The sequence below is a fragment of the Maricaulis sp. ABE4_448 genome (assembly GCF_056160825.1).
Map to the genome: position 1 here is coordinate 433,231 of NZ_JBSWXX010000003.1, position 25,047 is coordinate 458,277.

At 63.4% G+C, this 25,047-nt stretch carries 28 protein-coding genes and 1 tRNA gene; 24 read left to right on the top strand and 5 right to left on the bottom strand.

The annotated features are described in order from the left end of the window. Positions 1-55: 55 nt before the first annotated feature. From ACXAJV_RS11095 to ACXAJV_RS11110, 4 genes are all read left to right on the top strand, one after another. Positions 56-1,123, top strand: a complete 1,068-nt coding sequence (locus tag ACXAJV_RS11095) for a response regulator (RefSeq protein ID WP_475085329.1) — start codon at positions 56-58, stop codon at positions 1,121-1,123. A gap of 116 nt (positions 1,124-1,239) precedes the next feature. Continuing rightward, the gene (gene secG, locus ACXAJV_RS11100) at positions 1,240-1,569 is read left to right on the top strand and encodes a preprotein translocase subunit SecG (RefSeq protein ID WP_475085330.1); all 330 of its coding nucleotides are present in this window, start codon (positions 1,240-1,242) and stop codon (positions 1,567-1,569) included. Positions 1,570-1,650: 81 nt separating this feature from the next. Continuing rightward, positions 1,651-3,279: a CTP synthase gene (locus tag ACXAJV_RS11105; protein ID WP_475085331.1), complete on the top strand. Its 1,629-nt coding sequence runs from the start codon at positions 1,651-1,653 to the stop codon at positions 3,277-3,279. Between the two features lie 73 nt (positions 3,280-3,352). Further along, entirely contained in the window at positions 3,353-3,994 is a 642-nt protein-coding gene (locus ACXAJV_RS11110; protein WP_475085333.1) for a glutathione S-transferase family protein, read from the top strand. A gap of 8 nt (positions 3,995-4,002) precedes the next feature. Here the strand turns inward: ACXAJV_RS11110 and ACXAJV_RS11115 are convergent, their stop codons facing one another. Continuing rightward, complete coding sequence (locus ACXAJV_RS11115) at positions 4,003-5,406, bottom strand: pyridoxal phosphate-dependent decarboxylase family protein (RefSeq protein ID WP_475085334.1); 1,404 nt, start codon at positions 5,404-5,406, stop codon at positions 4,003-4,005. Positions 5,407-5,549: 143 nt separating this feature from the next. On the opposite strand from ACXAJV_RS11115, the gene ACXAJV_RS11120 reads away from it, so the two are divergent. The 12 genes from ACXAJV_RS11120 to ACXAJV_RS11175 all read left to right on the top strand — a co-directional run bounded on the left by ACXAJV_RS11120 (position 5,550) and on the right by ACXAJV_RS11175 (position 16,273). Continuing rightward, positions 5,550-6,185, top strand: coding sequence for a head GIN domain-containing protein (locus ACXAJV_RS11120; RefSeq protein WP_475085335.1), 636 nt, complete (start codon positions 5,550-5,552; stop codon positions 6,183-6,185). A 141-nt stretch (positions 6,186-6,326) separates the two neighbouring features. After that, positions 6,327-6,509 carry a 50S ribosomal protein L32 gene (gene rpmF / locus ACXAJV_RS11125; protein ID WP_271186700.1) on the top strand — a complete coding sequence of 61 codons (183 nt, stop codon included), beginning with the start codon at positions 6,327-6,329 and terminating at the stop codon, positions 6,507-6,509. A gap of 112 nt (positions 6,510-6,621) precedes the next feature. Continuing rightward, complete coding sequence (locus ACXAJV_RS11130; RefSeq protein ID WP_475085337.1) at positions 6,622-8,292, top strand: formate--tetrahydrofolate ligase; 1,671 nt, start codon at positions 6,622-6,624, stop codon at positions 8,290-8,292. 94 nt (positions 8,293-8,386) lie between these two features. Beyond that, positions 8,387-9,658: a phosphopyruvate hydratase gene (gene eno / locus ACXAJV_RS11135; RefSeq protein ID WP_475085338.1), complete on the top strand. Its 1,272-nt coding sequence runs from the start codon at positions 8,387-8,389 to the stop codon at positions 9,656-9,658. Between the two features lie 139 nt (positions 9,659-9,797). Next, positions 9,798-10,103, top strand: coding sequence for an FtsB family cell division protein (locus tag ACXAJV_RS11140; RefSeq protein WP_475085339.1), 306 nt, complete (start codon positions 9,798-9,800; stop codon positions 10,101-10,103). Positions 10,104-10,439: 336 nt separating this feature from the next. Next, positions 10,440-11,456 carry a pyruvate dehydrogenase (acetyl-transferring) E1 component subunit alpha gene (pdhA, locus tag ACXAJV_RS11145; RefSeq protein ID WP_475085340.1) on the top strand — a complete coding sequence of 339 codons (1,017 nt, stop codon included), beginning with the start codon at positions 10,440-10,442 and terminating at the stop codon, positions 11,454-11,456. Continuing rightward, positions 11,456-12,226, top strand: coding sequence for a hypothetical protein (locus tag ACXAJV_RS11150; protein ID WP_475085341.1), 771 nt, complete (start codon positions 11,456-11,458; stop codon positions 12,224-12,226). Before pdhA ends, ACXAJV_RS11150 begins: the two co-directional genes overlap by 1 nt. Further along, positions 12,223-12,633, top strand: a complete 411-nt coding sequence (locus ACXAJV_RS11155) for a nuclear transport factor 2 family protein (protein WP_475085342.1) — start codon at positions 12,223-12,225, stop codon at positions 12,631-12,633. Before ACXAJV_RS11150 ends, ACXAJV_RS11155 begins: the two co-directional genes overlap by 4 nt. A 37-nt stretch (positions 12,634-12,670) precedes the next feature. After that, positions 12,671-14,083: a pyruvate dehydrogenase complex E1 component subunit beta gene (locus tag ACXAJV_RS11160; RefSeq protein WP_475085343.1), complete on the top strand. Its 1,413-nt coding sequence runs from the start codon at positions 12,671-12,673 to the stop codon at positions 14,081-14,083. A gap of 4 nt (positions 14,084-14,087) precedes the next feature. Then, positions 14,088-14,411, top strand: coding sequence for a DUF5076 domain-containing protein (locus ACXAJV_RS11165; RefSeq protein WP_475085344.1), 324 nt, complete (start codon positions 14,088-14,090; stop codon positions 14,409-14,411). Beyond that, entirely contained in the window at positions 14,408-14,851 is a 444-nt protein-coding gene (locus ACXAJV_RS11170) for a GFA family protein (RefSeq protein ID WP_475085346.1), read from the top strand. Before ACXAJV_RS11165 ends, ACXAJV_RS11170 begins: the two co-directional genes overlap by 4 nt. Positions 14,852-14,932: 81 nt before the next feature. Beyond that, positions 14,933-16,273, top strand: a complete 1,341-nt coding sequence (locus tag ACXAJV_RS11175; RefSeq protein WP_475085347.1) for a pyruvate dehydrogenase complex dihydrolipoamide acetyltransferase — start codon at positions 14,933-14,935, stop codon at positions 16,271-16,273. Positions 16,274-16,310: 37 nt separating this feature from the next. Here ACXAJV_RS11175 and ACXAJV_RS11180 read toward each other — a convergent pair whose 3' ends face one another. Beyond that, positions 16,311-17,399: a serine hydrolase domain-containing protein gene (locus ACXAJV_RS11180; RefSeq protein ID WP_475085348.1), complete on the bottom strand. Its 1,089-nt coding sequence runs from the start codon at positions 17,397-17,399 to the stop codon at positions 16,311-16,313. A gap of 162 nt (positions 17,400-17,561) precedes the next feature. Between ACXAJV_RS11180 and ACXAJV_RS11185 the strand changes: the two genes are divergently transcribed. Together ACXAJV_RS11185 and ACXAJV_RS11190 are read left to right on the top strand one after the other, a co-directional pair. Beyond that, positions 17,562-18,038, top strand: a complete 477-nt coding sequence (locus ACXAJV_RS11185) for a hypothetical protein (protein ID WP_475085349.1) — start codon at positions 17,562-17,564, stop codon at positions 18,036-18,038. A 65-nt stretch (positions 18,039-18,103) separates the two neighbouring features. Continuing rightward, positions 18,104-18,889: an acyl-CoA thioesterase gene (locus tag ACXAJV_RS11190; RefSeq protein WP_475085350.1), complete on the top strand. Its 786-nt coding sequence runs from the start codon at positions 18,104-18,106 to the stop codon at positions 18,887-18,889. A 109-nt stretch (positions 18,890-18,998) separates the two neighbouring features. Here ACXAJV_RS11190 and ACXAJV_RS11195 read toward each other — a convergent pair whose 3' ends face one another. After that, positions 18,999-19,493, bottom strand: coding sequence for an outer membrane protein assembly factor BamE (locus tag ACXAJV_RS11195; RefSeq protein ID WP_475085351.1), 495 nt, complete (start codon positions 19,491-19,493; stop codon positions 18,999-19,001). 119 nt (positions 19,494-19,612) lie between these two features. Here ACXAJV_RS11195 and ACXAJV_RS11200 point away from each other — a divergent pair, with 119 nt between their 5' ends. From ACXAJV_RS11200 to ACXAJV_RS11225, 6 genes are all read left to right on the top strand, one after another. Continuing rightward, positions 19,613-20,149, top strand: a complete 537-nt coding sequence (locus ACXAJV_RS11200; protein WP_475085352.1) for a ubiquinol-cytochrome C chaperone family protein — start codon at positions 19,613-19,615, stop codon at positions 20,147-20,149. Positions 20,150-20,244: 95 nt separating this feature from the next. Beyond that, a complete protein-coding gene (plsX, locus tag ACXAJV_RS11205) occupies positions 20,245-21,300 on the top strand; it encodes a phosphate acyltransferase PlsX (protein ID WP_475085354.1) in 1,056 nt (351 codons plus the stop codon). After that, complete coding sequence (locus ACXAJV_RS11210) at positions 21,297-22,274, top strand: beta-ketoacyl-ACP synthase III (protein ID WP_475085355.1); 978 nt, start codon at positions 21,297-21,299, stop codon at positions 22,272-22,274. The genes plsX and ACXAJV_RS11210 overlap by 4 nt, the downstream gene beginning before the upstream one ends. A 97-nt stretch (positions 22,275-22,371) precedes the next feature. Beyond that, positions 22,372-22,677, top strand: a complete 306-nt coding sequence (locus ACXAJV_RS11215; protein WP_475085356.1) for an integration host factor subunit alpha — start codon at positions 22,372-22,374, stop codon at positions 22,675-22,677. Between the two features lie 35 nt (positions 22,678-22,712). Continuing rightward, positions 22,713-23,159 carry a MerR family transcriptional regulator gene (locus ACXAJV_RS11220; RefSeq protein ID WP_475085357.1) on the top strand — a complete coding sequence of 149 codons (447 nt, stop codon included), beginning with the start codon at positions 22,713-22,715 and terminating at the stop codon, positions 23,157-23,159. 106 nt (positions 23,160-23,265) lie between these two features. After that, a tRNA-Pro gene (locus tag ACXAJV_RS11225) sits at positions 23,266-23,343 on the top strand. 26 nt (positions 23,344-23,369) lie between these two features. Here ACXAJV_RS11225 and ACXAJV_RS11230 read toward each other — a convergent pair. After that, positions 23,370-23,738 (bottom strand): VOC family protein, encoded by a 369-nt coding sequence (locus ACXAJV_RS11230; protein WP_475085358.1) that lies wholly within the window; start codon positions 23,736-23,738, stop codon positions 23,370-23,372. A 31-nt stretch (positions 23,739-23,769) separates the two neighbouring features. Further along, positions 23,770-25,014, bottom strand: coding sequence for an NAD(P)/FAD-dependent oxidoreductase (locus tag ACXAJV_RS11235; RefSeq protein WP_475085359.1), 1,245 nt, complete (start codon positions 25,012-25,014; stop codon positions 23,770-23,772). Positions 25,015-25,047: the final 33 nt, after the last annotated feature.

Here is a 25,047-nt window from a genome sequence, read left to right on the forward strand (position 1 = left end):
GCGCAGTATTCCGGTTCGATGACACCTGTCTGCCGAACCGGGAGCTTCTCAGCGCATGGCCGAAACCGACTACGCCCGAGCGTCCGTCCTGCTTTTCGATCCGGTTCATGTGAACCAGCGGACGACGCGCTATGCCCTTTTCGAAATCGGCTTTCGGCAGATCGAGTGCGTTTCCTCGCTGCGGGAGTTCAAGTCGACCCTGGCAGAAACGGCACCCGCGCTCGTGGTTGCCGAAACCAGCGCGACCGATACCGATATCTTCAATCTGGTACGGTCAGTGCGTCGCGGGGATCTGGGGAATAACCCGTTCTCCGTTATGCTGCTGACCACCTGGAGCCGCGACACCTCTCATATCCGCAAGGCTATCGAGTGCGGTGCCGATGACGTGATCGTGCGGCCATTCTCCACCATGTTCGCGGAAGAGCGGGTCAAGACCCTGATCAAGAATCGCAAGGAATTCATCGTCACCAGCGATTATATCGGCCCCGACCGCCGCAAGGATGCAGACCGGTCGTCGGATGCACCGCCGCTGAAAGTACCGAATTTCCTGCAGGCGACGGTCGAGAATGACTACGAGGCGCTGAACAACGCCAATCAGTGGATCCGCGAAGCACGCGAGACCGTGACGGCCGAGCGTCTGCGCCGACTGGCCATGCGGATAGTAATCACGGCCGAACTGCAGCTGTCCAAGGCCGGTGTTGGTGACAACCCGTTGGTCAGGCTGGACGTCGCGGATCTCGGCCGCTCGGCACGTGAGCTGAAAGCTCAGCTGATCAAGGCCAACCGGCGCGAGGCTGCCGAGGTTGCCGAGGCGCTGATCGACCAGATTCGTGCGTTGGGCGACGGTTCCAGCGTGCCGGCGAGCTCGCTGCGCCTGATCAAAGAATTGTCGATGGGCGCTTATGCTGCCTTTGCCAATGGCGATACGCTGGAACGCTCGAAGGACGAGATCGGTCGCACTGTCTCCAATCTGCGCAAACGGCTGCACGCCAAGGCCGAGCTGGCCCAGCGCCGGGCCGAGCTGGCCGCCGAGCAGGCGGCGACATCCGGTGCGGGTGAGGACGCAACCGCAGACGATGCTGGCCAAGTCCAGAACGCTGGTATAAAACGCGCCGCGATGTAGCCGGGCTTGGGTTCGCCGATGTGCGGGCCCATATGCGTTCCGGGCAATATGCACTTGTGTGTTGAACGCTTGTGTGTGGAGCCAGACCGGCAGGTTCCGAAGCGACGGCGGTATTCATGACGACAGTCCTCCTGATCATCCAGCTCCTGGTTGCGGCCGGTCTTGTGGGCGTGATCCTGATGCAGCGTTCCGAAGGCGGAGCCCTCGGGATCGGTGGCGGCGGCGGTGGCGGCATGATGTCCAGCCGCGGTGCCGCCAATGTTCTGACGCGCACGACAATGCTGCTGGGCGCCGTTTTCATCGCCAATTCCATCCTGCTGGCCGTCGTCGCCAGTGTCGATGCGGATGGCCGCAGCGTGTTCGACCGCACGGTCGAGGAGAACCCGGCGGTCGGCGTTCTCGACGAGGACGAAGAGCCGAATACGGGCGTCCCCACCGACGGCTAGATCGCAGCTTCCACGCTTTTCACATCAAATCTTGCAGTCGCGTCTTTCGGGGCGTCCGAATCTCGGATAATCAGACGGCCCATGCCGCGATATATTTTCATCACCGGCGGCGTGGTCTCCTCTCTTGGAAAAGGCCTCGCTTCAGCCGCTATCGGAGCCTTGCTTCAAGCGCGTGGATACAAGGTCCGCCTGCGCAAGCTCGATCCCTATCTGAATGTCGACCCGGGCACGATGTCGCCCTACCAGCACGGCGAATGCTACGTCACCGATGACGGGGCAGAGACCGATCTGGATCTGGGCCATTACGAGCGCTTCACCGGCGTTCCGGCGAGCCAGGCCGACAATATCACCACCGGCCGGATATATTCCCGCATCATCGAGCGAGAGCGCCGCGGCGACTATCTCGGCGCGACGGTGCAGGTGATCCCGCACGTCACCGACCAGATCAAGCAATTCGTGCTCTCCGATGCCGGCGATGTCGATTTCGTGCTGTGCGAGATCGGCGGCACGGTCGGCGATATCGAGGGCCTGCCCTTCTTTGAGGCGATCCGCCAGCTCGGCCAGGAGCTGGGCGAGGGCAATGCGGTCTTCCTGCACGTCACCCTGCTGCCCTTCATCAAAGTGGCCGGCGAGATGAAGACCAAGCCGACCCAGCACTCGGTCAAGGAGCTTCGCTCGATCGGTATCCAGCCGGACATCCTCCTGTGCCGCTGCGAAATTCCGATCCCGCCCGGCGACAAGCGCAAGATCGCGCTGTTCTGCAATGTCCGAGAAAGCGCCGTGATCGAGGGCCGCGATGCGGCCTCGCTCTACGACGTGCCGATGGAATACCACCGCCAGGGCCTGGATACGGAAATCCTGCACCGCTTCGGCATCGACGATGCACCGGATCCCGACCTGTCGCGCTGGCAACAAATCTCCGACACGATCCACAACCCCGATGGCGAGGTCACGATCGGTGTGGTGGGCAAGTATGTCGGCCTGTTGGACGCCTACAAATCCCTGATCGAGGCGCTGAACCATGGCGGTATCGCCAATGGCGTGAAGGTCCGCCTGAAATGGCTGGATTCGGAGCAGTTCGAGAAGGACGATCCCTTCGAGCCTCTGGAAGATGTGCACGGCGTGCTCGTGCCGGGCGGCTTCGGGGAGCGGGGCGTGGAAGGCAAGATCGCGGCGGCGAAGTTCGCCCGGGAACGCAAAGTGCCTTTCTTCGGCATTTGTTACGGCATGCAGATGGCGGTGCTGGAAGCGGCGCGCAATCTGGCCGGGGTGCCCAATGCGGTCTCCTCGGAATTCTCCAGCGAGGGCGAGCCGGTTGTCGGTCTTCTCACCGAATGGACGCGCGGCAACGAAGTCGAGATCCGCTCGGCCGCGGGTGATCTGGGCGGCACGATGCGTCTGGGCGCTTATCCGGCCGTTCTCAAAGAGGGCAGCCGTGTCCGCGAGATCTATGGTGCCGCTCATATCGAGGAACGCCACCGTCACCGTTATGAGGTGAATGTGGCCTGGAAGGAAAAGCTGGAAACCTGCGGGCTGACCTTCTCCGGCCTGTCGCCGGACGGCATCCTGCCCGAGATCGTCGAGATTGAGGATCATCCCTGGTTTGTCGGCGTGCAATTCCACCCGGAACTGAAATCGCGCCCCTTCGAACCGCACCCGCTCTTCGCCAGCTTCATCGCTGCAGCGCTGCATCAGAGCCGGATGGTTTAGGTTCGTGCTTCATCCTTCCCCATACCGGGGAAGGATGACACAACGTCTCCTCAGCAAAACTGCGGAGGCATCCATGTCCGATCTCGTCCTGACGACCTATGACTGGGTGCCGGAGACGCCGCGGGGCTATGTCCGCGACCTGCGTATCCGCTGGGCGCTGGAGGAGGCGGGGCTGGCCTATCGGGTCGAGAGCACGCCATTCCATGACAGGAGCGCGGCACATTACGCCAGCCAGCCTTTCGGCCAGGTGCCCTGGCTGACCGATGGCGGGGCGCCGATTTTTGAGAGCGGGGCGATCCTCCTCTATCTGGCCGAGCGCAGCGAAACGCTGATGCCTGAAGACGCGGACGGGCGGACCGAAACGATCGAATGGCTGATCGCCGGGCTCAATTCAATCGAGATGGCCAGCGTGCCCTGGTCGATCTTCAAATTCATGGGCGATACCGAAGAGACGCCGGGCCGGCAGGCGCTGGATGCATTCGTGACGTCACGCCTGGAAAATCTCGAACGCGTTCTGAAAGGCCGGGACTGGTTGGCGGCCGGGCGTTTCACCGTCGCCGATATCCTGATGGTGGACGCGCTGCGCCTGGTCCACCGGTTTGGTGCTCTGGCCGATCACCCTGCCTGCCGGGCCTATATCGCCCGTGCGACGGCCCGTCAGGCCTTCATCAAGGCCCATGCCGACCAGATGGCCCATTTCGCCAAGGCGGATTGAGGCGGACGCTAGGCTCCATCGGCCAGCTCTCCGATTGCCGCCACAGCCGTCATCACATCCTCGCGCGTACAGTCGAACTGTCCGACCTGGAAGCGGATGACGTATTGGCTCTCATACCGCGTCTGGGTGAGATAGGTGCGGCCGTCGGCATTGATGCGTTCCAGCAGAGCGGCTGTCGCCGCGTCTGCGCCCTTGCCGGCTGGCTCGAAGCGGAAGGTGAACAGGCTGAACCGGCCCTCCGTGACGATGCGAAAACCGGGCAGGGCGGCAATGGCCGCCTCGGCCTCGCGTGACCAGTCGATATGATTGCGAATGCGCTGGCGCAGCCCGTCCAGCCCGTAGGCGCGGATCAGGAACCAGAGCTTCAGCGCCCGGAAGCGCCGCCCTAGCGGAACGGTCCACTCGGAGTAATTCACCACCTCGTCAAAGCCCGGCGTCTCCAGATAATCAGGCCGCAGGGTGAGGGATTTGAGCTGGTCGGCCGGGTTTTTCAGAAACTGGATCGAACAGTCGAACTGGGCGCCGAGCCATTTATGCGGATTGAAGACGATGGAGTCGGCCCGCTCCGCCCCCGACCAGATTTCCCTTAACTCTTTGCAAATCATGGCAGAACCGGCCCAGGCTGCATCGATATGTGTGTATAAATCCTCTTTTTCTGCCACGGCCACGATTTCCGCCACGGGGTCGCAGGCGCCGATTGAGGTGCCGCCAACGCAGATCACGATGCCCGCAGGCCGGTGTCCGGCGGCCCGGTCGGCGGCGATAGCGTCGCGCAGGGCGTCCGGGTCCATTCCATGATCCGATCGGGTCGGAATTTTCACCAGATTGTCCTGACCGATTCCGGCGACCCAGCAGGCCTTGTCGACCGAGGAATGCGTCTGCGCCGAGGCATAGATGCGCGGCGCGATCTCGCCGGCCAGACCCGAACGGATGCCGCGCCAGTCGAGTGCGCGTTCGCGCATGGTCATGACGGCCGAGAGCGTGGCCGAAGAGGCGCTGTCCTGGATCACCCCGCGCCAACCCTCGGGCAATCCGACGGCCTGGCGCATCCAGTCGATCATCCGCGTTTCCATCTCGGTCGCGGCCGGCGAGGTCTGCCAGAGCATGCATTGCGCTGCCATCGTGTTGGCGAGCTGCTCGGCGAGCATGGAGGCGGGGGCGGCATTGGCCGGGAAATAGGCGAAGAAGCGCGGATGCTGCCAGTGGGTCATGGCGTCGGGCACGATGGCCTCGAAGTCCGCGAAGATGCGCTCCATCGGTTCGGCGTCTTCGGGTGGCGAGACGGGCAGGGTGGCGATCACCTCGCCCGGCACCGTGCGCGGGCGGACCGGGCGGTCCCTCAAGGAGCGCAGATACTCGGCCGACCAGTCGGCAATACGTTTCGACCAGGTCGTGAATTCCGCCAGATCCATGGTGAGTCCTCCCGTACCGTTCCGCCTAGCACCTTTTTTGCAGGACCGGCGCATCCGATCGTCTTCCCGCGTGCATCTCGTACACATCCCGGTATCATGTCGATGCTTCATGACGCCGGGGGGCGAAACGGGAGTAACGGGATATGACGAAATACATTCTGGCAGCCCTGGGCGGCGCCGCGGTGCTGGCCGGGTCCGGCTGGGCACAGGACAGCCGCGATATCGAGGTAGGGGCGTTCGACCGGGTGGAGGCCCGGGGCGGCCTGCGTCTCGAGATCGTGCGTGGTGATAATCCGGGCGTGCGGCTGGAGGGCAATGGCAGTGATTTCGACGGTATCGAGGTCGCGGTGCAGGGCGACGAGCTGCGCATCCGACAGGATACCGGCTGGTTCATGCGCAATCGTCAGCTCGACGTTGTCGTGCACGTCACGATGAGCGATTTCGAATCGCTCGATTTCAGCCGCGGCATTTCGGCTCGCGTGACGGATATCCAGGCCGGGCATCTCGATGTCGATATCAATACCGGTGCCGCCGCGCGCCTGTCCGGCGCTTGCGAGACGCTTGTCATCGGCCTGTCGACCGGCGTGTCGCTGAATGCGCGGGATCTGGTCTGCGAAGACGTGGAGCTGGAAGCGTCGACGGGTGCCGATGCCAGTGTCCATGCGACATCGCGGATCGAGGCCCGGGCTTCCATGGGCGCGGATATCGATGTCTACGGCTCACCGGGCGACCGTGATGTCAGCGCGTCGATGGGCGGGGACATCTCCTTCCGGAACTGATCCGGCACTTCGGCAGGCCACCGGGTCTGCCGATAACGGAAGCCCGCGCTTGCGCCGTGTGCATGGAACCTGTATACGGCGCGGCTCGAACGGATGGCGTGGGCCGTCCGGAGCATGATTAAAAGAATTGCGGAGAGCCCGATGGCCGTCCCTAAGAGAAAAACCACGCCGAGCAAGCGCGGCATGCGCCGGGCCCACGACAAGCTGGCTAGCCCGGTCTACATCGAAGACAAGGACAGCGGTGAACTGCGCCGTCCGCACCATGTCGACCTGAAGTCGGGCATGTATCGCGGCCGCCAGATCCTGGAACCGAAGGACGACTGATCCGTCCTGACGGTATTGCCGTTTCCAAAGCGCGCCTGGTGAAAACCGGGCGCGTTTTCGTTGGGGATGCCGGTACTGCACGCCTGCAGGTCCGGCGAGAAGGGGATCGCCCATGGCCAGTGATATCGAGATTGCCCGCGCCGCCACGCTCAAGCCGATGCAGGAGATCGCCGCGGCGCTGGATATCCCGGCCGATGCGCTGGAACCCTATGGCAAGACCAAGGCGAAACTGTCCGGCGACTATATCGCCACGTTGAAGGACCGCCCCCGCGGCAAGCTGATCCTGGTCACCGCGATCAGCCCGACGCCGGCCGGCGAGGGCAAGACCACGACCACGGTGGGGCTGGGCGACGGTCTGGCGCGGATCGGCCGCAAGGTTGCGATCTGCCTGCGTGAACCCTCCCTAGGGCCCTGTTTCGGCATGAAGGGCGGCGCCGCCGGCGGTGGCCGCGCCCAAGCCGTGCCGATGGACGATATCAATCTCCACTTCACCGGCGATTTCCACGCCATTACGGCCGCGCACAACCTGCTCGCAGCCATGCTCGACAATCACATCCACTGGGGCAATGAGCTGCGCATCGATACGCGCCGCATCGCCTTGCGCCGGGTGCTGGACGTCAATGACCGCTCCCTGCGCGACGTCGTGACCGGGCTGGGCGGGCCGGCCAATGGCACGCCGCGCGAAGCCGGGTTCGACATCACCGTTGCCTCCGAAGTGATGGCCATCCTGTGCCTTGCCAGCGATCTGGACGACTTGCAGCGTCGCCTGGGCAATATCGTGGTCGGAGAACGTGTCGATCGCTCTCTCGTCACCGCCCGCGAACTGGGCGCCGACGGGGCAATGACCGTGCTGCTCAAGGATGCCCTTCAGCCCAATCTCGTGCAGACGCTGGAACACACGCCGGCCTTTATCCATGGCGGTCCCTTCGCGAATATCGCCCATGGCTGCAACTCGCTGGTCGCCACCGACACGGCCCTGCGCCTGGCCGACTATGTTGTGACAGAAGCCGGGTTCGGCGCTGATCTGGGCGCCGAGAAATTCTTCGACATCAAATGCCGCAAGGGCGGTCTATCCCCCGCGGCGGCCGTTCTGGTCGCGACCGTGCGGGCGCTGAAGATGAATGGCGGTGTGCAGAAGGGCGATCTGGGCGCGGAGAATGTCGCGGCCGTCGAGCGCGGCTGCGCCAATCTCGGCCGGCATATCGACAATCTCAAACAATTCGGCGTGCCGCTCGTTGTCGCGATCAATCATTTCACAGCCGATACCGAGGCCGAGCTGGCTGCGGTGAAGGCCTTCTGCGCCGAACGCGGCGTCGAGGCGGTCCTGGCGACGCATTGGGCCGATGGCGGAGCTGGCACGGAAGCGCTGGCGCGCAGCGTTGCGGCGCTGGCTGACAGCGGTGAGGCCGATTTTGCGCCGCTTTATGGCGATGAGCTCTCCCTGGTTGAAAAGATCGAGACCGTGGCGCGCAGGATCTATCGCGCCGGCGAGGTCGATATCGACAAGGCCGCGAGGATTCAGCTGGAGCGCTGGCAGGAGGCCGGCCATGGCCGTCTGCCAGTGTGCATGGCCAAGACGCAGTATTCCTTCTCCTCGGACCCGGAGCAGCTGGGCGCGCCGGAGGGGCATGTGCTCAAGGTGCGCGAGGTTCGCCTGTCGGCCGGGGCCGGTTTCGTCGTGGCGATCTGCGGCAGTATCATGACCATGCCGGGCCTGCCCCGTCATCCGGCTGCCCTGGACATCCGGCTCAACGAGGATGGCGAAATCGAGGGCCTGTTCTAGCAAGGATGTCGGGCTTTCCGGCAGCGCCAGACTTGCGTCTGCGCACACCTTGGGTATGAAGCGCGCAACACGCTTTTTGCCGAAGAGAGTCGCCATGACCGCCATTATCGACATTGTCGCCCGTGAAATCCTCGACAGCCGCGGCAATCCGACCGTCGAGGTCGATGTGCTGCTGGAGGACGGTTCGCTGGGCCGCGCGGCCGTGCCGTCCGGTGCCTCCACCGGCGCTCACGAGGCGGTCGAGATGCGCGATGGCGACGAGCGTTATGGCGGCAAGGGCGTCCACAAGGCCTGTGCCGCCGTCGAGGGCGAGATCTTCGAGGCGATCGCCGGCATGGATGCCGAGGATCAGCGCCGCATCGACGAAGCCATGATCGAGCTCGATGGTACGGCCAACAAGTCGCGCCTGGGCGCCAATGCCATGCTGGGCGTATCGCTCGCCGTGGCCAAGGCCGCAGCCGATGTCCAGGGCCAGCCGCTCTTCCGCTATGTCGGCGGCATGAATGCCCGCGTTCTGCCGGCTCCGATGATGAATATCATCAATGGTGGCGCCCACGCCGACAATCCGATCGACTTTCAGGAATTCATGATCATGCCGGTCGGCCTGCCGACCTTCTCCGAAGCCCTGCGCTGCGGCGCCGAGGTGTTCCATGCGCTCAAATCGCGCCTGAAGGCCGACGGGCTGAACACGAATGTCGGCGATGAGGGCGGTTTCGCGCCCAATCTCAACTCGGCCGAACAGGCGCTCGACGTGATCATGGCGGCGATCGAGGCGGCCGGTTACAAGCCGGGCGAGGACGTCGCCCTGGCACTCGACGTGGCCTCCACCGAATTCTTCAAGGACGGCAAGTATGTGATGGCCGGTGCTGGCGTCACGCACGACTCGGCCGGTTTCGCCCAGTATCTGGAAGAACTGGTCGGCAAGTATCCGATCGTCTCCATCGAAGACGGCATGGCCGAGGATGACTGGGACGGCTGGAAACAGCTGACCGAACGCGTCGGCGAGCGCTGCCAGCTGGTCGGCGACGATCTTTTCGTCACCAATCCGGAACGCCTGGTGCACGGGATCGAGACTGGCGCTGCCAACGCCATCCTGGTCAAGGTCAACCAGATCGGCACGCTGTCGGAAACGCTCGACGCCGTCGATATCGCCCTTCGCTCGGGCTATGGCGCGGTGATGTCGCACCGTTCCGGCGAGACCGAGGATGCCACGATTGCCGATCTGGCCGTTGCCACCAATTGCGGACAGATCAAGACCGGCTCCCTGGCCCGCTCCGACCGGACGGCCAAGTACAACCAGCTGCTGCGCATCGAAAGCCTCTTGGGCGACACGGCGATCTATGCCGGCGACAGCGGGCTGGCCTAGGACCGGTCCGCCGCAATCCGACCCAATCCCTTACCCAGTCCTGAATCCTGGATTCACCGTTCCTAAAGCCTGCTCGTGTTGAATCACTGGCAGGATATGAAGCCGGTGCGGGACAACCGGCCAGTTACAGGTGGTGGATTTGGACGCGATCAAGCGTTTCGGGACGAGTGCCTTTCTTGCGGTGGCGATTGCCTATTTCGGTTATCACGCGCTCACCGGCGAGCAGGGCGTTCTGAACTGGATTGTCGTCAAGAACGAGATTCGCGCCGCTGAGGCCGAACTCGCCATCGCTGTTTCTGAACGTGAACAGCTTGAAGAGACCGCAGCGCGCCTGCGCTCGGACAGTCTCGACCTCGACTATGTCGAGGAACGCGCCCGCGACATCCTCAATGTCGCCCACCCCCGCGAATTCATCGTCGAGATCGAACCCGCTCCGCAGCGCTAGGGGGTATTGCGATCCCATCCTCTCCCCGCCCGGGGAGAGGTCCGAGCGCAGCTCAGGGTGAGGGGCGGCCGCTAGGCGGCCTTCAGGGATTATCCCGCTCCTGCGCGTCAGCTAAATCAGAACGACCAAAATCATCAGTAGCACGGCTTCGCCGCGCGCCCCTCATCCGGGCTTCGCCCACCTTCTCACCGGTCGGGGAGAAGGACCGTTCCCCACCGCCAACGCGTCTGCAGCATGCCCTTTTTTGCGGCTTGAGCTTGCCGTTGCCGTCATCCATCTGATATGCGGCAGTGACCGTCAGATGGGAGCGCGAAGCTTTATTTCGCGTGCGAAGAAATGGCTTCCAAGCGTACGACCAAGACCACCGCATCGAAAACCTCGGCCAAGTCCGCCGGAAAAGACGAGCTTCTCCAGTACTATCGGGACATGCTGCTGATGCGGCGTTTCGAGGAGAAGGCCGGCCAGCTTTACGGCATGGGCCTGATCGCGGGCTTCTGTCACCTCTATATCGGCCAGGAAGCGGTCGTCACCGGCATCCAGGCGGCTCTGGAAGAGGGCGACCAGGTGATCACGGGCTATCGCGACCACGCCCACATGCTGGCCTGCGGCATGGATCCGAACGGCGTCATGGCCGAGCTGACCGGCCGCGAGGGCGGGTATTCGCGCGGCAAGGGCGGCTCGATGCACATGTTCTCCCGCGAGAAGCAATTCTACGGCGGCCATGGCATTGTCGGCGCCCAGGTCTCGCTCGGCACCGGCCTGGCCTTCGCCGACCGCTACAAGGAAAACAAGAAGGTCGCCGTGACCTATTTTGGCGATGGCGCAGCCAATCAGGGCCAGGTTTATGAGAGCTTCAACATGGCCAAGCTCTGGGACCTGCCGGTCATCTATGTGATCGAGAACAACCAGTACGCCATGGGCACCGCGGTCAAGCGCGCCTCGTCGGAAACCGCGCTGCACAAGCGCGGCCTCTCCTTCGGCATTCCCGGCGAGGAAGTCGACGGCATGGATGTCGAGGCGGTAAAGGCGGCGGCAGCCAAGGCCGTCAAACATGCCCGCGACGGCAATGGTCCCTATATTCTGGAAATGAAGACCTACCGCTATCGCGGTCACTCCATGTCCGACCCTGCGAAATACCGCACGCGCGAGGAAGTCGACGACATCCGCTCGCACCACGACCCGATCGATCTCGTCAAGAAGCGTCTCATCGAGGGCAAGCATGCCACCGAGGATGAGTTGAAGGAGATCGACAAGGAGGTGAAGAAGATCGTCAACGACGCAGCCCAGTTCGCCAAGGACAGCCCCGAGCCGGATCCGTCCGAGCTCTACACGGATGTGCTGGTGGAGGTGTGATGCCGGTTGCGGCACTCATATCCAGCCTGTTGGTAGCGATCGGCGGAACGGCGATGACCGAAGTCACACCAGCCCAGGAACGTGCCTACGAAGCATTGATCGAGTTGGGCGTGACCTTGAACGCACCTTTCGACCTGAACGATGTCGTTACCTATGAGGATCCTGCAATACGCTGGTCTATCGAGCACGGCTTTCTGGTTATGGACGAAGCGTCGCCACCGGCCGGTCAGAACAATGAACAGGCTGCTGCGTCCGGATTGATCTGGACGATGGGACGGGAATGGCTGCCCGATAACATCATGGAGCTGGATCCGCGTGAACAGTTGGCGCGCGAGCCTGTCTTTTTTTCCAATGATGTTGCCCTGATTGATTTCGAGTGTATCGAGGATGACGGGTCTTACGTTCGCTTGTTGGGCGAATTGATGCGCTTGGGTGAGGGCATCGTTGCGGTGTCGAATGCGCGCGACAGCTTTGCAAGCTGGGAGGTCCGGGAAAGCGGCGGTGGCGAAGCCGTACTGGAATTCGAGTTCGGAGGAGAACTCCGGCGCTGGACCATGCAACTGGATTTCGACTGGGTCGATCCCTTGTTCTTTGTCCGTTTCGATCAGCTCGTCGAAATGGCAGACCCCTCCAAGCGACTTTATTCCTTCAATAATGGCGGTCAGAGCGACCTGTTCTTCATTGCATCTCCCTCGACAGCTGCTGACCTCGCTCGCCTTGTAGGCGAACCTGTGCGGGACTGGCGGAGTTTTAGGGGAGAAATCCAATGACACCGCAAGTGAAGCACTTTCTCGATACCTGGCACCGCGCCGTTGAAACGCGCGACGAGACGCTGCTGGCGTCGATCATCGCAGAGGGCTGCGAGCTGCACTCGCCAGTCGTCTGGAAGCCGTCGGCCGACACGCATTATCTGCTGCACATCCTGATGGGTGTGATCACCACGATCGAGGGTTTTGCCTACCGCCAGGAATGGGTGGACGGCAATGAGATCATCCTGGAATTCACCGGCACGGTGGACGGCAAGGGCCTTGTCGGCATCGACAAGATCTCGCTCGACGATGCCGGTCACATGAAGCGGATCGAGGTGCTGATCCGCCCGATGAACACGCTGCTGGAATTCGCCACGCGCATGCGTGAGCACGCTTTGAGATACAAGCCGGAAGCCGCCAACGGCTGACGGGTAACCGTTTGAAGACAGGACACGGGAAGACGCCATGTCGATTGAAGTTCTCATGCCGGCCCTTTCGCCCACGATGGAAGAGGGCACGCTGGCCAAATGGCTGATCAAGGAAGGTGACAGCGTCGAGAGCGGCGATGTCATTGCCGAGATCGAGACCGACAAGGCGACGATGGAAGTCGAAGCCGTCGAGGAGGGCGTGGTCGCCAAACTCCTGGTCGAGGAAGGCACCGAGGGGGTGAAGGTGAACTCCCCGATCGCCCTGCTGGCCGAAGAGGGTGAGAATCCCGACGAGATCGAGGCGCCCGAAGCCGGCAGTGAAAGCGCTGCGGCCTCAAGTGCGTCCGATGAGGACGGTTCGGACGAGGCGCAGGACGAAACGCCGGCAGCGCCGGAAGGCGAGCCGGTCTTTGTCGATCATTCCGCACCGGATGCGTCCGATCCGGAGCTGCCGGAAGGCACAAAAATGGTCGAGACCACGGTGCGCGACGCGCTGCGCGACGCCATGGCCGAGGAAATGCGCCGCGACGAGACGGTCTTCGTGATGGGCGAGGAAGTCGCCGAATACGAGGGCGCCTACAAGGTGACGCGCGGCCTGCTGGCGGAATTCGGTCCCAAGCGCGTGGTCGACACGCCGATCACCGAGCACGGCTTTGCCGGCCTGGGCGTCGGCGCGGCCTTCAACGGTCTCAAGCCGATCGTCGAATTCATGACCTTCAACTTCGCCATGCAGGCGATCGACCAGATCATCAATTCGGCCGCCAAGACGCTCTACATGTCCGGTGGCCAGATGGGCTGTCCCATCGTCTTCCGCGGCCCCAACTCGGCGGCCAGCCGCGTCGGTGCCCAGCACTCCCAGGACTATTCAGCCTGGTATGCCAATGTGCCCGGCCTCAAGGTGATCGCGCCCTATGACGCGGCCGACGCCAAGGGCCTGCTGAAGGCCGCGATCCGCGATCCCAACCCGGTGGTCTTCTTGGAGCATGAGCTGATCTACGGCGAAACCTTCGACGTGCCGGACACGGATGACTGGGTGCTGCCGATCGGCAAGGCCAAGATCCGCCGCACCGGCAAGGACGTCACCATCACTGCCCATTCCCGCATGGTCGGCTTTGCCCTCGAGGCGGCCGAGAAGCTGGCGGAAGAGGGGATCGACGCCGAGGTGATCGACCTGCGCACCCTGCGCCCGCTGGACACCGAGACCGTGGTCAATTCGGTGAAAAAGACCAACCGCATCGTCTGCACCGAGGAAGGCTGGGGCCGGATGGGCGTCGGCGCGGAAATCGCCGCTGTCGTCACCGCGGAAGCCTTCGACTATCTCGACGCCCCGCCCGCCCGTGTCCACCAAGCCGACGTGCCGCTGCCCTATGCCGGCAATCTGGAGAAACTCTCCCTGCCGGGCGTGGAGGATATCGTGAAGGCAGCGAAGGCTGTCTGCTACGCGGAGTAGGGTGGTGTTCGGCTGGTTTGGCAGCAAACAAAAGTCGCGGCGCGGCTATGACGAGGTTAACGACCCTACCGGCGGCGAGGGGGTCGAGTTTTTTCGAGCTTGGTCCCACAACAACGAACTCGTCGTGAAGCTAGATGCGGAAATGTTCGACCAGACGTCGTTTGCGGGTGTGTTCCTTGCTGATATCGCTCGCCACTACGCCAGTGCGTTCGTCCAATCGGGGCGGTGCGAAACAGAGTCTGATGCACTGGCGAAGATTCGTGCGGCATTCGATGCTGAGTGGTTTGAACCTACCGATCAGGTGCGAGGGGAAATATTGAAGCAATGAACAGCCCCACCAAATCCTGGCGCCACGGCGAATGCCATTGCGGCGAGGTCGGCTTTGCGGTGAACCTGCCGGACAGCGTCGTTGCGCTGTCCTGCAATTGCTCGGTCTGTTCCAAGTCCGGCTTTATCCATCTCATCATCGAGAAGGATGATTTCCGGATCGAACGCGGCGCCGAGAGCCTGACGACCTATACGTTCGGCAGCCACACGGCGAAGCACATGTTCTGCTCACGCTGCGGTGTGAAGGCCTTTTATGTCCCGCGCTCGCATCCGGACGGCTGGACCGTCAATCTGCGCTGCCTGGATGCAGACACCAATCTCCAGCTCCGCCTCGAGGAATTCGACGGCGCGAACTGGGAAGACAATGTTGTGAAGATTAATCCGGACATGGCTCCACCAAGCGATTGCAGCGAAAGTGGGAACCGGTTTCGCAGTTCGTAATCGCGATAGAGCAAGGAGTTGGCGCAAATTCACTGTTGGCCACATCAGGGAATTTGCGCGACCTGAACGAGGAAAAGACCCATGGCGATCGAAATCCTGATGCCCGCCCTGTCGCCCACGATGGAAGAGGGCATACTGGCCAAATGGCATGTGAAAAAGGGCGATACCGTCGAGAGCGGTGACGTCATTGCCGAGATCGAGACCGACAAGGCGACCATGGAAGTGGAAGCCGTCGACGAGGGCACGGTCGGTGAAATCCGGGTCTCCGAAGGCACGGAAGGCGTGAAGGTCAACGCCGTCATCGCCATCCTGCTGGAAGAGGGCGAGGATGAGAGCGCGCTCAAGGACGCCGGCAAGGGCGACGACAAGAACGGGGACAACGCCGAGGCGAAATCGGACGACAAGGCGGAAGCCAAATCGGAACCCAAGTCGCAGCCTTCCGGCAGCGCCAGCCCGCGCAAGCTTGAAGATGTGCCCGCCGGGAGCAAGGCACCGCCGCCGCCGTCCCGGGATGGCGACCGGATCAAGGCCAGCCCGCTGGCGCGCCGCATCGCCGCCGACAAAGGTCTGGACCTGAAAACCATCGAGGGTTCCGGCCCTTATGGCCGTATCGTCAAGCGTGACGTCGAGAAGGCCCAGCCGTCTGCCGCGCCGTCCAAGGCTGCCGAGGCCCCGGCCGCGGCTCCGGTCGACATGGACGATCCGCTCAAGGCCTATGGCATTGCCCGAGACCGCTACGAGGTCGAGAAGGCCGACAATATCACCAAGATCTCGGCGAAGCGCCTGTCCGAGAGCTTCCGCGACATCCCGCACTTCCCGCTCAATGTGGATTGCCGGATCGATGCGCTGCTGGACTTCCGCAAGCGGGTCAATGCCGCCGCCGAGAAGGATGGCGACAAGGTCTCCGTCAACGACATCCTGATCAAGGCGTCCGGCCTGGCGCTGAAGAAGGTTCCGGCGGCGAATTCTTCCTGGATCGAGGGCGGCCATATCGCGCGGCACAGCCATGCCGACGTTTCCGTCGCCGTGGCGATCGAGGGCGGTCTGATCACGCCGATCGTCAAGGACGCCGATCTGAAGGGCCTGGTCGAGATCTCCCGCGAGATGAAAGATCTGGCTGCCCGCGCCCGCGAGAAGAAGCTGAAGCCCGAGGAATTCCAGGGCGGGACGTTCTCGCTCTCCAATCTGGGCATGTTCGGCATCGACAGCTTCGCCTCCATCATCAACCCGCCCCAGGGCATGATCCTGTCGGTCGGGGCCGGCGAAGAACGCCCGGTCGTCAAGGACGGGACGCTGGCGATTGCCACGGTGATGACGGTGACCCTGACCTGCGACCACCGCGTGGTTGACGGCGCCACCGGCGCGAAATGGCTGCAGGCCTTCAAGACCTTCGTCGAAGACCCGATGACGATGCTGATGTGACCACAGGTCTTCGACGTCTGGCGTTCAGGCGGGCCGGTCAGTCCGGCTCGCCGAGCATCAGGATTTCGGCCAGCAATTCGCCATAGCCCGTCATGCCCAGGCGCGGTGTACCGGGCTCATCGGTATTCATCCGGTTGACGATCACCATGTCGCGGCTGGGAATGACGGTCAGATAATGTCCGCCCGCACCGGCACCGGTATACATGTCCGGCGCCAGCCCCGCGGCTTCGGCCGTCGCGTCATCTCCCGGTTTCCACCACATATAGCCGTATCCGGTGCCCCAGGCGCCGGGCCAGCCGGTTTGCGAGTGGGTGGCAGTGCTGTCGGCGACCCACTCGGTCGAAATCAGCTGTTCGCCATTCCACGCCCCCTCCTGCAGGAAGAGCTGGCCGAACAGCGCCAGATCGCGGGCCGAAATGCGCAGGTGATAGGCCGAGAAGGCCGTTCCGGGCACGTAGAACCGATAGGACTCGAAGGCGTTCCAGTCCTGCATGCACAGGGGTTCTGCGAACATGCGCTGGAAGGCGCCATTATAGGTCCGGTGCGACACGCGCTCGAAGATGTGCCCCGCGACGTTGAAGTCCCAATTATTGTAATACCAGTGCTCCCCGGGCGCATAGGCGCCACGCTCCGGCCGGGATTCCGCCATCGCCGGTGATTCAGCGGCTGCCGGGATATAGATGCCCGAGCGGGCAGAAATGATGTCGCGTACAGTCGCGCTGCGCTCGGTCTCGGTCAGACCGGCCAGATCGTCTATCTCCAGTTCGGCGAGCGTCGTGTCCAGCGTGATCGCGCCATTGTCGACCAGTACGCCGATCATCGCGCTCATCACGGATTTGCGCAGGGAGTGAAGCAGGAAGGGGCGCTCGATCTCGCCCCGGCTGTACACGATCTCGCCACCCTGCACGATCATCAGCGCGGCCGAGCCGATCTCTTCAGCGCGTGCGTCCAGCGCTGCCAGATCGCTCCCGCTCCAGCCCAGCGCGGCCGGATCGGCGGCGCCTGCGAGCGGGTAGGCGCCGCAATCCGGCGCGTCCTGCGCCAGCGCAGCCCCGGACATAACGGCCAGGCTGGACGCGGCCGCAATGGAAATCCGCGTCAGGAACGCGGTGTGATGGTTGAGCATGAAGTCCCCCAGACTTGTGGCCGGAACCCGGCATGGAGGATATTTCTTGGCGGCACCGCCCCGTCCGGAGTGTGACCGGCAGATGTCGATCTGTTCAGATGGGCCGCTGTGTCCCCTGAACCGGGGAGGGTGGCCCGTTCCCGGAACAGGCACTCTGCCCGCATGCCCTGTGTTTCGATCCTCTTTCTGGGCCTCGCCCTGCAGGCGCCCGACAGCCTCCATCCTGACTTGGCGGCACTGGCGCCCTATGAGGGCCTGTGGCAGAGCCAGAATGGCGGGCGGGCGCTGCATGTCGAGATCGCCGGCGACACCCTTGCCCGCCTGTGCTATGGCATCTGGCAGGACGAGGCCTGGCACTGGGACGAGCCCTGGCGGATCGAGGTCAGCCCGCATGGCGGCTGGCCGAGGGGCTGGCAGCCCCACGAGGCCCGCAACGCCCCGCCGCTGGAACTGCACGATGACACGGATCCGGGCATCGAGTGGCACCGCGATTCCGGCGCCTACGGCATGGGCTATATCGTCGAGATCGATATCTGGGACGAACCGCAGGAAGACCGTTTCACCTGGCTGCGCCTGCATTCACGCCGCAATGGCACGGACCGAGTCGGCGAGGGGGTGTGGATCGCGGTGACCGGGTAGCTGCACCTTCGGATGCGAAAAGGTCCGAAGGCCGGTAGTGTCGTGCCGTCAGCAGGAGGCCGATCATGACCCAGCCCGCCCATCTCGCCGAAATCCGCCATACCGATCTGGTGTTTCCGCACCAGACCAATCATCAGGGCAGCTATTTCGGCGGTGCGGCGATGGCCGAGATGGACAAGGTCGCTTTCCTCATCGCCGCACGGCACGCAAGGCGGCCCTTCGTGACAGCGTCCTGCGACAAGCTGGATTTCGTTGCGCCCGCCTATGTGGGCGATCTGGTCGAGTTGACCGGCCAAGTGCGCATGGTGGGACGGCATTCCATGATCGTCGATGTCGAACTGGCGGCGGAGAATCTCCTGACCGGCGTGCGTCATATCTGCACCCGCGGCGCTTTCACCATGGTGGCCGCCGACCGCAAGTCCAATCCGGAACGCCTGCCGCCGGCCCCTGATTCGCGTCCGGACTTCGCGCCCAGCCCGGCCGGTTACGCCCGCACGCTGCAGCTCGTCTTTCCGGGCGACACCAATCATCTGGGGCAATTGTTCGGTGGCAATGCCATGTCGCTGATGGGGCGTGCAGCCTATATCTCGGCCTCGCGGCATACGCGCAGCAATGTCGGCATGGCCGCTTCCGACAAGATCGACTTCATCGCCCCCACGAGAGAGGGTGAGCTTCTGGATGTGATCGCGGATGTGGTGTCGGTCGGCCGGACCTCAATGCAGGTTGCGGTGCGCGCGGAAGCCGAGGACCTGATGAGCGGCGAGCGCCGTCTTGTGGGCGAGGCGAGCTATGTCATGGTGGCGCTGGACGGGGAGGGGCAGCCGACGCCGGCATCGCCTCTGAAAGTCTAGCGCAATTTCATCGTCATCGAGGCAGATGAACTTGCTTCGGATTTTTGAGTGGTCGCATTTTCGAACCGCAAAACCGGTTCCCACTTTTGCTGAAAATGCTCCGGCCGGGTTACTGGTCCCGGCGCGGACCGCCGGCACCGCCTGGCAGGTTCTGCTCGCCGCCGAATTGTTCGGACGGCAGACGGCCGACATTGCCCAGCAGCTGTTCCAGGAAGCTCAGCTCGCGGCCACGGGTCGGCGTCTCGCGATCGGCATAGGCGACGATACGGCCGTCCTGCAGCGAGTATTCATTCACCGTCGAAACCGTGCCGGCATCGTCGAAGCTGACCGCGATGATGCGGCGATCGCGCGTGGCCGGACGCAGATAGGCCAGGCTCTCGCGGGTCGAAGAAATGTAATACCAGGTGTCGTCCTCGAACGTGCCCGTGGTCGAGGGATTGCCCAGACGCGCCAGAACCGTGTCGCGGGTGTCCTCGGCCGGAACGATGTTGGGCTCTTCGGTGACCGTGTAACGGTAGCCGTGGGAGCGAAGCACCGGGTTGCAGGCGGATACGCCGGCAGCACTGACGGCAACCAGAAGGGCAAGGCTGAGGTGACGCTTCATGGACTTTCAAAACTCCCTGGCACACGACGGGCGGGCGCAAAGCGTCCCTGTTGCCGTGTCTTGACCTAACCAAGGGTGAGCTTAGCTTCAAGCGTGAATTGATGGGAGCCCGCAATCACATGCTGCGCCGCCTGTTTGCATCCAGACCGGAAAAGAAGACTGCTGAAACGCTTTATCGCGCTATTGTGGACGCGGCGCGCCAGCCTGCCCTGTATGGCGATGACGCCGTGGCTGACACGCTGGAAGGGCGGTTCGAGCTTGTCGTGCTGCACACCGCGCTCGTCATGCTGGAGCTGCGCAGACCGCCGGACAGCCGGGCCAAGGCCGTCAGCCAGGCCCTGTTTGACATCATGTTCGACGATTTCGATGCGGCCATGCGCGAACTGGGCGTTGGAGATTCGGCCGTCGGCAAGAAGATCCGTTTCATGGCGGAAGGGTTTTACGGTCGAGCCCAGGCGCTCGAAACAGCACTTGGGGCCGGGGATCAAGGCCGGGAATTGCAGCAGGTTCTCGCCCGCAATCTTCTCGGGCTGGAGGGGCCTGATTCTCGTGCCGAACGCCTTGCCCTATACGTCAACTCGGCTGCCCATGCTCTGGGCGAGCAAGGTGGCGAAGCGATCGCCGCTGGCGCCCGCCCGGCCTTTCCCGCGGCGTGACAGCAGGCCTGCCGTCTTGCATCTCGACAAGCATGGTCTAAGTTCCGCGGGCCCGGCGCTACGCCACCCTTGCGAAGGATTGAATATCGCGGCTCATGACAGCTATCCCCACGATTTCCGTTGACGCCATGGGGGGCGATCTGGGTCCCCAGGCGGTCGTCGAGGGTATTGGCCATGCGCTCAAACGCTGGCCGGACCGCAAGGCAAAATACCTCTTGCACGGCGATGAGGCTTTGCTGGCGCCCCTTCTGGCTGCCAATCCCAAAGTCGCTGCCGTATGCGAATTGCGGCACACTGATACGCTCGTACAGATGACCGACAAACCGTCCGAGGCCGTGCGCCGGGCGCGCGGCTCCTCGATGTGGAACGCCATCCAGTCGGTCAAGGCCGGCGAGGCCGGTGCTATTGTATCGTCCGGCAATACCGGTGCGCTGATGGCGATCTCCAAGGTCATTCTGCGCATGAAGAAGGGCGTGCATCGCCCGGCGATCTCGGCCAACTGGCCAACGCCGAAAGGGCATACCGTTGTGCTCGATGTCGGCGCCAATGTGCAGTGCGGTGCGACTCAGCTCGTCGAGTTCGCGATTCTCGGCGAGGCCTATCACCGCGCCGTGTTCGGCGGTGAGGCGCCCACAGTGGGTCTGCTGAATGTCGGCCAGGAAGAACTCAAGGGGAATGATGTCGTGCGCGAGGCGGACCAGCTGATCCGCTCCTCCGGTCTCGATATCGCTTATCAGGGCTTCATCGAGGGCAATGATATCTCCGGCGGTAGCATTGACGTCGTGGTGACGGACGGCTTCACGGGCAATATCGCCCTGAAGACCGCCGAGGGCACGGCGCGGCTGGTGGCGGGCTGGGTACGCGAGGCGCTGACCAGCTCCCTGATCAGCAAGGTTGCCGCCGGCCTCCTCTCGCTCGGTGCGCTCGACCGGCTGCGCCAGCGCATGGATCCGCGCTATATCAATGGCGGCGTGCTGCTGGGTCTCAAGGGTATCGTGGTGAAGAGCCATGGCGGTGCCGATGGCGAAGGCTTCGCCTCCGCGCTGGGCCTCGCCTATGTCATGGCCCAGAGTGATTTCATGTCCGAGATCCGCAAGAATCTCGACAAGTTCGCCCAATCCGAAGAACAGGGTGTCGCTGCGGCCTCATGACCGACCGACTTGCGCGTATTGCCGGTATCGGGAGCTATCTGCCCGACCAGATTCTCTCCAATGAAGACCTTTCTGCAATGGTGGACACCAGCGACAGCTGGATCCGCGAACGCACCGGCATCCGTCAGCGTCATATTGCACCTGAGGGCGTGACGACGGCGGATCTGGCAGAGCAGGCCTGCCGCCGGGCGCTGGATGATGCCGGGCTGACGGCAGGCGATGTCGACCTGATCGTCGTGGCAACCACAACGCCGGATTTCACCTTCCCCTCGGTCGGCACCATGCTGCAGGCGCGGCTGGGAGCCACGAAGGGCGCGGCCTTCGACGTGCAGGCGGTGTGTACCGGCTTTGTCTACGCAATTTCGGTCGCCGACAACATGATCGCGCGCGGACAGGCGGAAACGGCGCTCGTCGTCGGCGCCGAGACGATGTCCCGCATTCTCGACTGGACCGACCGTTCGACCTGCGTGCTGTTCGGCGACGGGGCGGGGGCGATGGTGCTGACGGCCGGCGAAGCGGCCGGCACCGATGGCGCAGACGGCATCCTCGCGACCTATCTGCGCTCGGATGGCCGCTTCAAGGATCTGCTCCATGTCGATGGCGGCCCGTCCTCCACCGGCTCAGTGGGCCATCTGCGCATGGTCGGCAACCAGGTCTTCCGCCATGCCGTCACCAATATCGCCGAGTCGATGACGACGATCGCCGGCCGGGCCGGTATCCCGATCGAGGAGGTCGACTGGTTCGTGCCGCACCAGGCCAATCAACGGATATTGGAAGGCGTCGCGCGAAAATTGTCGATCCCGACCGAAAAAGTGATCTCCACCGTGGCCGATCACGGCAATACCTCGGCCGCCTCTGTTCCGCTTGCCTTTGACCGGGCGGTCCAGGACGGCCGGATCAAGCGTGGCGATCTCGTTTTGATGGAGGCTCTGGGCGGCGGTTTCACCTGGGGCGCGGTTCTGGCGCGCTTCTAGCGCGAAATCGTCGTGTTTATTCCGTTGAACCAAGGCCTTGGCGTTGACCTTCCGGGGTAAGCAGGCGTAGCCTGTGCTCATCTATGTGGGGATGGTTATGTCGGACAAAACTTTAACGCGAGCAGATCTGGCGGAAGCCGTGTACCAGGAAGTCGGATTGTCGCGGCAGGAATCAGCCGATCTCGTTCAATCCGTACTCGGCATGATCTCGGATACGCTGGCCGCGGGCGAGAGCGTCAAACTCTCATCCTTCGGCTCCTTCCTGCTGCGTGACAAGCGCGGCCGGGTGGGCCGCAATCCCAAGACCGGTGTGGAAGTCCCGATCGATGCCCGCCGCGTTCTGGTGTTCAAACCGTCGCAAGTTCTCAAGGAGCGCGTCGACTCCTCCCTGTCCAAGGATTGATCCGATCGGGCAGGGCGGCGCTGGCGCGGTAACACATGTCGGTCAGCAAGAAATCGCCGGAAGCCTTCCGGACTATCTCCGAAGCCGCCGAGGAGCTGGATGTGCCTGCGCACGTCCTGCGTTTCTGGGAGAGCAAGTTTCCCCAGATCAGTCCGCTCAAGCGTGCTGGCGGACGCCGCTTCTACCGGCCGCAGGACCTGCAGCTCCTGCGCGGCATCAAGCGCCTGCTCTATGAAGACGGTTTCACCATCAAGGGCGCCCGCAAATTCCTCAAGGATAATGGCGTTTCGTCCGTGATGGATCTCGGCGCCGGCGTGGTGGAGACCGGCCCGATGGCGGTGGATGCCGCCGACATTGAAACACCGGCCCAGCCGGTACCGGCCACGCCGCGCCCGGCCGACGGGCCGCAGCGCCAGCTGCACGACATCATCGCCGATCTCGAGAACGCCCGTGCCAAGCTGAAATCGGCCATCGAGCCGTAAGCCGCACCGATTGCATTTTCCGCTGACAGGCTGGTTGCAGCCGGTTTCGCCTCACCCTATAACCGGCCTCCCCATCGGACGGGTCCGCCTGTCCAAAAGTGAGTGTCGGAGCGTGGCGCAGCCCGGTTAGCGCACCGGTCTGGGGGACCGGGGGTCGCGAGTTCGAATCTCGCCGCTCCGACCATTTTTCTTTGAATTCCAGGCCGGTCTTTAGCTGCCGGCAGCGGGCTCCCAGAGCTCGACCGGATTGCCTTCCGGGTCATGGATGCGGGCAAAGCGGCCCAGTTCCGGCATGCTTTGCTCGTTCGATACCTCAATACCCGCTTCGCTTAGGGCTGCGAGCAGGCCATCCATGTCATCGACACGGAAGTTCAGCATGAAGGCGCGGTCTGCCGGGAAATACTCGGTGTCGGCCGCGAACGGCGCGAAAACGGTCACACCCTTGCCGGAAACCCAGGGCGTCATCGCCATATCGGTCGGCGCCGGATTGATCCCCAGATGCGTTGAATACCATGCCGCGAGGGCTTTCGGATCCTTGGCGCGGAAGAAAACGCCGCCAATTCCCAGTGCTTTAGCCATATCGATCTCCTCTGCTCCGGCCGTTCGCCGTCTAGCGGGCGAGGGCCGCCTTCATCACATCCTTCATCGGCACATCCGGATTGACCAGATCGTCCAGGTCCGGTTTGGCGCGCTGGGCGATCATCATCTTGGCGGCCATGAAGCCATGGGCGTCATTGACGCAGTCCGCCGCGATGAGCACGCCGTCCTTGAGATGGAACAGGGTGAAGTGACCGGCAGCCGGATCGGCCGGGCGTCGCTGCAGCGTCGTGTCCTGCCGGCCGATCACGCCGGCGGTCTGCAGTTTCAGCTCGAACTGGTCGGACCAGAACCAGGGGACTTCCGGCTTCGGCGCCGGTGAGCCGCAGATCGAAGCGGCCGCATGCTTGGCCTGGTCGAGCGCATTGGGCACGGATTCCAGCCGGACCCGTGTGCCTGTCAGCCAGTTTTCCTGTTCGGCACAATCGCCGATCGCGAAAATCGCCGGATCCGAAGTACGGCATTCACTGTCGACACTGACGCCGTTTCCTGTGGTCAGCCCCGCCGCAGAGGCGAGTTCCTGATTGGGCAGGACGCCAATGCCGACCAGCACGCTGTCGCAGGCGATTTCGCGTCCATCGGCCAGCAGCACGGCATCGGCGCGGCCCTGGCTGCCCTCGATGGCCTCGACCTGGGCGGACAGTTCGACCGCCACACCGCGCGTGCGGTGGGCGTCCAGATAGAAAGCTGACAATTCGGGCACCGCGACCCGCGCCAGGAGGCGATCCATCGCCTCGATGACAACCGGTTCCGCACCCAGCTTCTTCGCCACCGAAGCCGCTTCCAGACCGATATAGCCGCCGCCGACAATCGCGATCCTCTTGCCCGGCTGGAAATCGGTCTTCAGCACGTCGATATCGGCAATGGTGCGCAGATAGCGCACGCCATCCAGGTCGGCGCCGGGGACGGGCAGGGGGCGCACGCGCGACCCCGTGGCGATGACGAGATGGGTATAGGTTTCCGTTGAGCCGTCGTCGAAGCTGACGGTTTTTGCGTCCCGGTCGATGGCCGTCGCAGTAATGCCCAGGCGCAGGTCGACCTTCTGGTCGGCCCAGACCTCCGGCGGTTGCAGCCAGAGCCGGTCCTCGCCGATCTCGCCGGCCAGATAGGCCTTGGACAGGGGCGGACGCTGATAGGGCGGGTGCGGCTCACTGCCGGCGAGCAGGATACGCCCGTCGAAACCGGAGCGTCTCAGGCTCGCGGCGCACTGTCCGCCGGCCTGGCCGGCCCCCAGGATTATGACCGTCGCGTCCGTCATGCTGTTCGTCCCCCGTCTTGCTTCGTCTTTTTG

Coding starts and splice junctions, on each gene's coding strand:
- ACXAJV_RS11155 (WP_475085342.1), top strand. CDS start 12,223: ATGACACCGCAAGTGAAGCACTTTCTCGATACCTGGCACCGCGCCGTT.
- ACXAJV_RS11210 (WP_475085355.1), top strand. CDS start 21,297: ATGACCGACCGACTTGCGCGTATTGCCGGTATCGGGAGCTATCTGCCC.
- ACXAJV_RS11235 (WP_475085359.1), bottom strand. CDS start 25,014: ATGACGGACGCGACGGTCATAATCCTGGGGGCCGGCCAGGCCGGCGGA.
- ACXAJV_RS11190 (WP_475085350.1), top strand. CDS start 18,104: ATGACCCAGCCCGCCCATCTCGCCGAAATCCGCCATACCGATCTGGTG.
- ACXAJV_RS11120 (WP_475085335.1), top strand. CDS start 5,550: ATGACGAAATACATTCTGGCAGCCCTGGGCGGCGCCGCGGTGCTGGCC.
- ACXAJV_RS11200 (WP_475085352.1), top strand. CDS start 19,613: ATGCTGCGCCGCCTGTTTGCATCCAGACCGGAAAAGAAGACTGCTGAA.
- ACXAJV_RS11150 (WP_475085341.1), top strand. CDS start 11,456: ATGCCGGTTGCGGCACTCATATCCAGCCTGTTGGTAGCGATCGGCGGA.
- ACXAJV_RS11195 (WP_475085351.1), bottom strand. CDS start 19,493: ATGAAGCGTCACCTCAGCCTTGCCCTTCTGGTTGCCGTCAGTGCTGCC.
- rpmF (WP_271186700.1), top strand. CDS start 6,327: ATGGCCGTCCCTAAGAGAAAAACCACGCCGAGCAAGCGCGGCATGCGC.
- ACXAJV_RS11160 (WP_475085343.1), top strand. CDS start 12,671: ATGTCGATTGAAGTTCTCATGCCGGCCCTTTCGCCCACGATGGAAGAG.
- secG (WP_475085330.1), top strand. CDS start 1,240: ATGACGACAGTCCTCCTGATCATCCAGCTCCTGGTTGCGGCCGGTCTT.
- ACXAJV_RS11220 (WP_475085357.1), top strand. CDS start 22,713: ATGTCGGTCAGCAAGAAATCGCCGGAAGCCTTCCGGACTATCTCCGAA.
- ACXAJV_RS11105 (WP_475085331.1), top strand. CDS start 1,651: ATGCCGCGATATATTTTCATCACCGGCGGCGTGGTCTCCTCTCTTGGA.
- pdhA (WP_475085340.1), top strand. CDS start 10,440: ATGGCTTCCAAGCGTACGACCAAGACCACCGCATCGAAAACCTCGGCC.
- ACXAJV_RS11095 (WP_475085329.1), top strand. CDS start 56: ATGGCCGAAACCGACTACGCCCGAGCGTCCGTCCTGCTTTTCGATCCG.
- eno (WP_475085338.1), top strand. CDS start 8,387: ATGACCGCCATTATCGACATTGTCGCCCGTGAAATCCTCGACAGCCGC.
- ACXAJV_RS11175 (WP_475085347.1), top strand. CDS start 14,933: ATGGCGATCGAAATCCTGATGCCCGCCCTGTCGCCCACGATGGAAGAG.
- ACXAJV_RS11130 (WP_475085337.1), top strand. CDS start 6,622: ATGGCCAGTGATATCGAGATTGCCCGCGCCGCCACGCTCAAGCCGATG.
- ACXAJV_RS11170 (WP_475085346.1), top strand. CDS start 14,408: ATGAACAGCCCCACCAAATCCTGGCGCCACGGCGAATGCCATTGCGGC.
- ACXAJV_RS11185 (WP_475085349.1), top strand. CDS start 17,562: ATGCCCTGTGTTTCGATCCTCTTTCTGGGCCTCGCCCTGCAGGCGCCC.
- ACXAJV_RS11180 (WP_475085348.1), bottom strand. CDS start 17,399: ATGCTCAACCATCACACCGCGTTCCTGACGCGGATTTCCATTGCGGCC.
- ACXAJV_RS11115 (WP_475085334.1), bottom strand. CDS start 5,406: ATGGATCTGGCGGAATTCACGACCTGGTCGAAACGTATTGCCGACTGG.
- ACXAJV_RS11215 (WP_475085356.1), top strand. CDS start 22,372: ATGTCGGACAAAACTTTAACGCGAGCAGATCTGGCGGAAGCCGTGTAC.
- ACXAJV_RS11230 (WP_475085358.1), bottom strand. CDS start 23,738: ATGGCTAAAGCACTGGGAATTGGCGGCGTTTTCTTCCGCGCCAAGGAT.
- ACXAJV_RS11110 (WP_475085333.1), top strand. CDS start 3,353: ATGTCCGATCTCGTCCTGACGACCTATGACTGGGTGCCGGAGACGCCG.
- plsX (WP_475085354.1), top strand. CDS start 20,245: ATGACAGCTATCCCCACGATTTCCGTTGACGCCATGGGGGGCGATCTG.